Below are 7730 nucleotides of genomic sequence, written 5' to 3'. Positions count from 1 at the left end.
CCCCGATCCCCGGTCAGCAGCTCGGGGCCGGCTTGCTGGCCGGCCCCGAGCTGCTGACCGGGGATCGGGGTGGGCGGCGATCGGTGAGTCGCCGCCCACCCCTGGGCTGCCTAGGAGGAATAGACCTCGAATTCGGAGACCTGACCCGCCGGCCAGCCCGTGTTGCCGGTGAACGTCAGCCGCAGATACCGCTGCGTAGTAGCCGGGAACGAAACCGTGACAGTGTTCCCCGACGCCGGGTTGAACGTGTATCCAGCCGAAGCCTTGACGGTGCTGTAAACCGAGCCGTTAACGGAACCCAGCACCGACAATGTCTGCGTACGCGTACCCCAGGCCGAGGCGGGCGGGAGCTTGAGCACAACGCGCGACACCGAGCGGTTCTGGCCCAAGTCGACCGTCAGCGATTGCGGCCAGGCATTGTTTGCGCTTTCCCAATACGTGTTCGCGTTGCCATCCACCGCGTTACCCGGACCGTACACATCCGCTTGCCCGGTCGCAGTGGCCGGCCTGCCCAGCGCGAGATTGCCAGTGGCCGGCGGCGGCGTAGTGGGCGGCGTAGTGGGAGGCGTCGTAGGAGGAGTGGTCGGCGGCGGGGTGGTGCCGGAGTTGTTCCACTGCGGCGCGGGCCACGGGCCGCAGTACGGGGTGTCCGTGTACCACCCGGTGTTCGTGCCGGTTCGCGTGATCTGGAAACCCGAGCCGACACAGTTGTGAATGGGCGTCGGCTGGGCGATACCGGTTGCCCGTACATTGTTGAAAGTGACCTGGCTCGGCGCTTGCACCTGCAGCGCGTAGGTCCCGGCGCCTTGGATGGTGACGTTTGACAGCGTGATGCCGCTTGACTGGCCCTCAATCCACTGCAGCGCGGCGTAGGAACTGTCGATGATGTCGGTGTCCGTGATGTTGATGGCCGCACCGGTGATCGGGCCGTTGAGCGCGTCGAACCAGATGGCGCCGACGCCGAAATTCCAGTTGTAGTCGGAATTGCCGGCCCGGATGGTGGTGTTGCGTGCGAGCGTCCAGGTGCCGGCGACTCCGGTCGGCCCGTTGACGCCGGGATAGCGGTTCGCCACGTGGATACCGCCGCCGTTGGTAACGGTATCGGTGACCACATTGTCGGTCATGACGATGTCGCGGCCGCCGTAGCTGACGATGTTGTTGGCCAGAATGGGCGCGACCACGGTGTTGTGGGTGAAGGAGTTCGCCACGTTCGGCGTGTTCTCGGCCCACATGGCCAGGCCGTCGTCGCCGGTGTTGCGCACGAACGTGTTGGTGACGGTCGAGTTTGTGACACCGATGTGGAAGTTCACGCCATCGGCGGTCTGGTCGAGGATCCGGCTGTTGCGGATGGTGAAGCGGTCCATCGGGCCGTCCATCCACGCACCGACCTTGGTGTGCTGCATCCACACGTTGTCGATGACCGAGTTGCTCATCGCCCCGCCGAAAGCATTCACCTGATCGGCATCGACTCGTTCACGAATGTCGCCGATGACCGCCAGATCTTTTACGGTTACGTTCTGACTCGGACCGCCTTCGGTCGTGTATTTGCCGTAGATGCCCGCGGCCAGGTTGCGCTGGGTCGGGTGCCGCCCGCCGAGCACGGTGTACCAGGGGCCGGCGCCGGCCAGCGTCACCCGGTCGACGATCACGTGGCTGTACAGCGTGAAGTTTCCTTGCGGCACGTAGACGACCCGGCCGGAGGAAGAGCCGGCGTTGACCGCGGCCTGGAACTTGGCGGTGGAGTCGGTCGCGCCGCTCGGGTCGGCGCCGTAGTCAGCGACCACGTCGATCGCACCGGCGGGCTTGGCGATGGCGGCGGGAACGTTCTCGAAGTCGGCCAGGTCGATGGTGAAGGTGGGGGACTGGGCAGTCGAAGAAACTTGTAGACGGATCTTTGTTCCGGCAGCGTAGGTGGTGCCGAAAAAGGTCCGCGCTTCATCGTAGAAATGGTGCGGGTTGGTGTCGCCCGGGTTGTTGTTGAACGGATAACCGCCGTAGTACCAGCCGTACTTCGAGGTCACCGGCACCGACTTGAGCACGGTGCCGTTCGCCCGCAGCTCCAGCGACGCGTCGCGGCCCGCGCCGTTGTTCCCATCGGGGATGCTGTAACGGAACGTGACCGCGTTCGCCGGCTTGCTCAGGGTGAACTCGACATATTCACCGGTGGCGTCGAGGGTGACGGCTTCCCGCCCGGACGCCTCCGACGACAACTGTCCGTAGTAACGGCTCGTACCGGTGCGGGTGCCGTTGGTTGCTGCGTTCTCCGCTTCCTGCTCCGTGAACGGCACGGTGGCGCCGCGCCCGGCGACGTCGAAGGGGGAGAGGCCGGCGGCTTGCGCGGGGGAGGCGGACGACCAGGGGACGGCGACGGCGGTTGCCAACAGCGCGAGCGCGGTGAGCGTTCTCTTTGCTGCCATGGGGGATTCCCTTCCGGGTTTCGGATCAGATCCGATCAGGTGCGGGGGATGCGCAGCCAGACGGCGGTGTCGGGGGGAAGCCGACCACCGTCGAGAGGACTGCTGGCGAGCTGGACGGTGTGACGATCCGGCAGCGCAACGGCTTCCGGAGACATGTTGAGAACACAGGCAAAGTCCAAGCCGCGGCGGTACGAGAGCACGCCCGCGTCATCGCCGAGCCACGCGAAGTCCGGCGTATGCAAGCCACTTTCACCGCGACGCAAACCAATTGCCGAGCGGTACAGCTCAAGCATCGAGTTCCGGTCGCCTGTTTGCGCTTGGACTGTTCGGTCTTTCCACTCGGCTGGCTGGGGGAGCCACGGCTCGGTGGCGGAGAACCCGAACGGCGGTTCGTCCCCGCTCCAGGGCAACGGCACCCGGCACCCGTCGCGGCTGTGCCCGCGGCGCGCGTACATCGGGTCCTGCATGCGCTCGACCGGAATGTTTTCGTTCTCCCAGAGACCCAGTTCTTCGCCCTGATAGAGATAGGTGGCACCGGGCAGGGACAACGACAGAAGCGCGGCGGCGCGGGCCCGGCGGGTACCGAGTTCCAAATCGACCGGGGTGCCGTCGAGGTTGTTCTCGAAACTGAAAGTCGTGGTGCCGCGGCCGTACCGGGTGACGTGGCGGGTCACATCGTGATTGGAGAGCACCCAGGTTGCCGGCGCTCCGACCGTACGGTGGGCGTCGAGGGTTCTGTCCACGCATTCGCGCATGAGCGTCGCATCCCAGGCGCACCCCAGAAAATCGAAGTTGAACGCGGCGTGCAGTTCGTCCGGGCGCAGATAGTTTGCGAAGCGCTCCACCTCGGGCATCCATACCTCACCGATCAGCGCCCGATCCGGATATTCGTCCGCAACCCGGCGCCAGGCCCGGTAGACGTCGTGCACCTCATCAAGGTCGTGAAACGGGTGCGGCCGGCCCTCGACCACCGCGGGCAAGTCGCGATCCTTGAACAGCAGAGCCGCGGAGTCGATGCGGATACCGTCCACCCCACGGTCGAACCAGAACCGCAAGATGTCCTCGAACTCCGCACGCACCGCCGGGTGATCCCAATTCAGATCCGGCTGCTGCGGCGTGAACAAGTGCAGATACCAGGCTCCATCGGGAGTACGGGTCCACGTCGACCCGCCGAACTCCCCGACCCAGTCCGTGGGCAGCTGATCGCCCTCCGGTCCCCGCCCGGGCCGGAACCAGAACAACTCGCGTTCCGGGGCGTCCGGATCGGCCAGCGCCTTCTGGAACCAGGCGTGCGCGCTGGAGATGTGATTCGGAACGATGTCCACGATCATCCGGATACCGGCCGCGTGGGCGTCCCGGATCAGCGCTTCGGCTTCGGCAAGGGTGCCGAAAACCGGATCGATATCGCGGAAATCCGCCACGTCATAGCCGGCGTCGGCCATCGGTGAGGGATACCAGGGGCTCATCCAGATCGCGTCGACACCGAGCCCGGCCAGATGCTGCAGATGCGCGCGAATGCCGCCGAGGTCGCCGATGCCATCGCCGTCAGAATCGGCGAAACTGCGCGGATAGACCTGGTAGATGACGGCGTCGCGCCACCAGGCTGTGGGGTCAGCCACTTCGACCTGCTTTCTGTTGACGAGCGTCAGCCCGAGAGACCGGCGGACCGGTCAGCCCTTGACGGAACCGGCGGAAAGACCGCCGATGATGCTGCGCTGGAAGATCAGGAAGACGACGATCATCGGCAGGCTCGCGATGGCCAGCCCGGCCATGAACTCGGTCGGCGGCACCTGACTGGTGTTGGCCAGCCGGCTCAGCGCCACGCTCAGCGTCTGCGAATCCGGGTCCTGCAACACCAGCAAGGGCCAGAGGAAGTCTTTCCACAACGCGACGATGATGAAGATGGAAACCACGCCGAGCACCGGACGCGACAACGGCAGGATTATCGACCACAACTGGCGCAGCTTGCCGGCACCGTCGATCGCGGCTGCGTCCAGCAGATCATCGGGGATCTGGTCGAAGAAGCGCTTGAGGACGTACACGTTGAAAGCGTTGGCGGCAGCGGGCAACCACAGTGCCCAAGGGGTGTTCAGAAGGTTGATGTGCACCAGCGGCACATCCGCAACGGCTTTGTAGGCGGGCACCAGCAAAGCGGCCGGAGGCAGCATCAAGCTGGCGAGCATGCCGCCCAGCACCACCCGTCCGAAAATGGGCTTCAGCTTGCTCAGCGCATAGGCGACACCCACGTCGACGAGCAGGGAGATAAGCCAGCCGCCGAGGGCGTAGAAGACGGTGTTGGTGAAGTACTTCGCGATCTGCATATTGGTCCACGCCGTGGCATACGTGCCCGGATGCCAGCTCTGCGGAATCAGTGTCGGCGTACTCTGGGCGTATTCGGCGGGCGACTTCACCGCGCTGGTGACCATCCAGTACAGCGGGAACAAGAAGACCAGCGCGAACACGACGAGCGTCACGCCGAGAACGGCGAAGTAGAGCTTGCGATGGCGCCGCAGATCCACCACCGAGATGAGGGTACGAACAGCAGGCTCACCGGATTTGCGATTCTTCATCGGCGCCGGCTGAACGGGTGGGGCGGATGCGGGAGTCTGCGGCGGGGCGGTCAGGGTCACGGTTACCTCCTCAGTCCGCATTGCGGGTAAGGCGCAGATAGACAGCCGAGAAGGCGCCGAGCACCACGAACAACAACACGCTCATCGCGGCGGCCAAGCCGAAGTCGTTGTTGACGGTGAACGCGTAGCGGTAGACCAGGACGAGCACCGTGATGGTGTCCGGGTTCGAGGTGCCGGTCAGGGCGTACGGCTCGATGAAAACCTGCATGGTCGCGATGATCTGCAGCAGCAACAGGACCAGCATGATGAACCGCATCTGCGGGAAAGTGACGTGTCGCAAGCGCTGCCAGATGCTCGCACCATCCAGCTCCGCAGCCTCATAGAGCTCGCCCGGAATGCCCTGCAGCGCGGCCAGGTACATCAGTGTCGCACCGCCCAGATTTGCCCAGGTCGAAACGAGGACCAACGAGATCATCGCGGTGTGCGAGGACTGCGTCCATTGCGACTCGGGCAGGCCCACGCTGCGCAGGATCGAGTTGAACAGCCCGTTGCCCGGGTCGTAGAAATAACGCCACAGCAGCACCGACACAATCGGCGGCAGCATCACCGGCAGGTACACCAGCACCCGGAAGTAGCCGCGGAAGTGACGGAACTCGTTGAGCAGCACCGCGATGAAAAACGGCAGCACATAGCCGAAGACCAGCGCCAACCCGGTGAAGAAAAGCGTGTTCTTCCAGGCAGTCCAGAACAGCGGGTCGGCAAAGAGCGTCCGGTAGTTGTCCCATCCGACCCAGTACGGCGGTACCACGAAGTTGTCCTGCTGGAAGCTGAGGATCACACCCTTGACCAGCGGATACCAGGAGAACAGCGCGAAGCAGGCCAGGCCGGCAGCCAGGAACACGTACGCCAGCAGGTTCTCCGAAACCTTGCGGCGCAGGCGGCCCGCGCGCGCGTCACGCGCGCGGGCACCTGTGGACAGAGCAGTCACTTGACGCTGGCCAGGATCTGGTTGGCCTGCGTTTCCGCGTCGGCCAGCAACTGGTCGACGTTGGCGTTCTTGTCCGTGAGCACCTTCTGCATCGCCACGTCCAGCGACGCGTAGATCGGCTGGGCGTTCGGCGGCTCCAGCTTCACCGGGATGCTGCCCATGCTCGCGGTGAACGGTGCATAGTTGGCCTGCGGCACGTTGGCGTACTTCTTGTCCGCAGTGGCCTGCGTCTGGGCCGCCGCACCGGTGAAGATGGCCGGTTCGGGCAGGCCAACGGGCTGCTTGGTCTCACTGGACCACTTGTTCTCGGCCTCGAACCGGTCCGCCGAGGTGAACCAGAACGTCAACCACTTGAGGCCGGCGCGGATCTTCTCGGGGCTGAGCCCAGCCTTGAACATGTAGCCCTCGCCGCCGCCCAGGGTGCCCTTGCCGTCGGGGATCGGGCCGAGGCCGTACGTCTCGTACTTCCCCTTGTACTGATTGACGATTGTCGGGATGTTGTCGGCCGTTGCCAGGTACATGCCAAGCTTCCCCGAGCCCATCTGCTGCAGCAGGTCGGCCCACTCCAGCAACTGCTTCTGACCCATGGAGTTGTCGGTCCAGCGCATGTCCTTGAGCTGCTGCAGGACCTGCTTGCCTTGCGGGCTGTTGAAAGCCGCTTTCCACGTCCCGTTGTTGTTTACCGCGACCTCGCCGCCAAGCGAGTAGAGCTCAGTCGTGTAATGCCAGCCGCCAGTATTGTTCTTGCTGTAGTCGCCGTACCCGACGGTCCCGTCACCCAACGCGGCGATCTTCTGCGCCGCGGTGCGCACATCCCCCCAGGTCTTTGGTGGATTGTCGGCATCCAGCCCGGCCTTCTTGAACAGGTCCCGGTTGTAGAGCAGACCCATCGAATAGTTCTTGTACGGCAACCCGTACGTCTTGCCGCCCTCGTCCTGGAAGACGCGCAGCACCTCCGGCTTGAGCTGCGAGGTGATCGGATAGTCCTTGAGGTACTTGCTGATGTCGGAGACCTGGCGCTTGGCGATCAAGCTGGCCGGGTCGGTGAAGTAGACGTAGAAGACGTCCTCGAGCTGGCCACCGGCCAGTTTCGCCGGGAATGTCTGCGGGTCCATCTTGCCCTCGCGGGCGTCAATCTTGATGTCCGGATTCGCCTTCTCGAACTCGGCGACGTTGGCAAGGAAGCGGTCGTGGGTGGCCTTCTCGGTAGCCGGCGGCAGCCCGTTGATCACGAGCGTGACCTTGCCGTCCTTGGACGCGGACGCATCATCGTCCCCGCCGCAGGCCGCGGCCGACATGGCGACCCCGGCAACGAGCAGCAACCCCAGAGCACTGCGCAGCCTGGTTCTCAACATGGGGGTTCAGCCCTTCTATGTGACGCAGGTCTCGTGCTTTGTTTCGTAGCGGTGACGATACAAAGTCCAACGAGGTCGCGCAAGAACTCGACTGAAGGTAGAAAAAACGCGACTGTGACCGCAAAGAAGGGACAGGCCGGGTGGCCTGTCCCCTCGGTCGGTGCTTCGCTGAGGTCCTTACCGGTGCTTCGAGCCTGGTCAAGAGCTGTTTGGAGCCCGGCGGCGGGCGGGCGGCCGAACCGCCGCAATCGCGTCGCCATCATGGGTATGGGCCTTTTCGCGCAGCAGCAGCTCATCGCGCGCCGCCTGCCAGGTGGAGAGGTCGACGATGGGCGGAATGTTCGTCGTGGTTGTCCTCCTCGGTGGACTTCTCTCACCGTCAGGACTTACGACACCGCCG

6 protein-coding genes are annotated in these 7730 nt (G+C 64.5%); all 6 read right to left on the bottom strand.

Going from position 1 to position 7730, the window contains the following annotated elements:
• Positions 1-110 precede the first annotated feature (110 nt).
• Complete coding sequence (locus TFC3_RS23190) at positions 111-2417, bottom strand: discoidin domain-containing protein (protein ID WP_067503669.1); 2307 nt, start codon at positions 2415-2417, stop codon at positions 111-113.
• A gap of 35 nt (positions 2418-2452) precedes the next feature.
• A complete protein-coding gene (locus TFC3_RS23185) occupies positions 2453-4036 on the bottom strand; it encodes a glycoside hydrolase family 13 protein (protein WP_067503666.1) in 1584 nt (527 codons plus the stop codon).
• Positions 4037-4087: 51 nt separating this feature from the next.
• Complete coding sequence (locus TFC3_RS23180; RefSeq protein ID WP_236718267.1) at positions 4088-5047, bottom strand: carbohydrate ABC transporter permease; 960 nt, start codon at positions 5045-5047, stop codon at positions 4088-4090.
• A 10-nt stretch (positions 5048-5057) separates the two neighbouring features.
• The gene (locus TFC3_RS23175; protein ID WP_082772246.1) at positions 5058-5975 is read right to left on the bottom strand and encodes a carbohydrate ABC transporter permease; all 918 of its coding nucleotides are present in this window, start codon (positions 5973-5975) and stop codon (positions 5058-5060) included.
• Positions 5972-7330 (bottom strand): ABC transporter substrate-binding protein, encoded by a 1359-nt coding sequence (locus TFC3_RS23170; RefSeq protein ID WP_067503660.1) that lies wholly within the window; start codon positions 7328-7330, stop codon positions 5972-5974. The genes TFC3_RS23175 and TFC3_RS23170 overlap by 4 nt, the downstream gene beginning before the upstream one ends.
• A gap of 198 nt (positions 7331-7528) precedes the next feature.
• A complete protein-coding gene (locus TFC3_RS39570) occupies positions 7529-7660 on the bottom strand; it encodes a DUF899 family protein (RefSeq protein ID WP_255363808.1) in 132 nt (43 codons plus the stop codon).
• Positions 7661-7730 lie beyond the last annotated feature (70 nt).

The organism is Actinoplanes sp. TFC3 (assembly GCF_001553785.1).
In the GTDB taxonomy this organism is placed as follows: Bacteria; Actinomycetota; Actinomycetes; order Mycobacteriales; family Micromonosporaceae; genus Actinoplanes.
Note: the sequence above shows the minus strand (reverse complement) of the source record. Positions and strands in the feature narration are given on the sequence as shown.

What these genes read in the sequence shown, in the direction of transcription:
- TFC3_RS23190 (WP_067503669.1), bottom strand. Translation starts at nt 2,417, where the DNA reads ATGGCAGCAAAGAGAACGCTCACCGCGCTCGCGCTGTTGGCAACCGCC.
- TFC3_RS23170 (WP_067503660.1), bottom strand. Translation starts at nt 7,330, where the DNA reads ATGTTGAGAACCAGGCTGCGCAGTGCTCTGGGGTTGCTGCTCGTTGCC.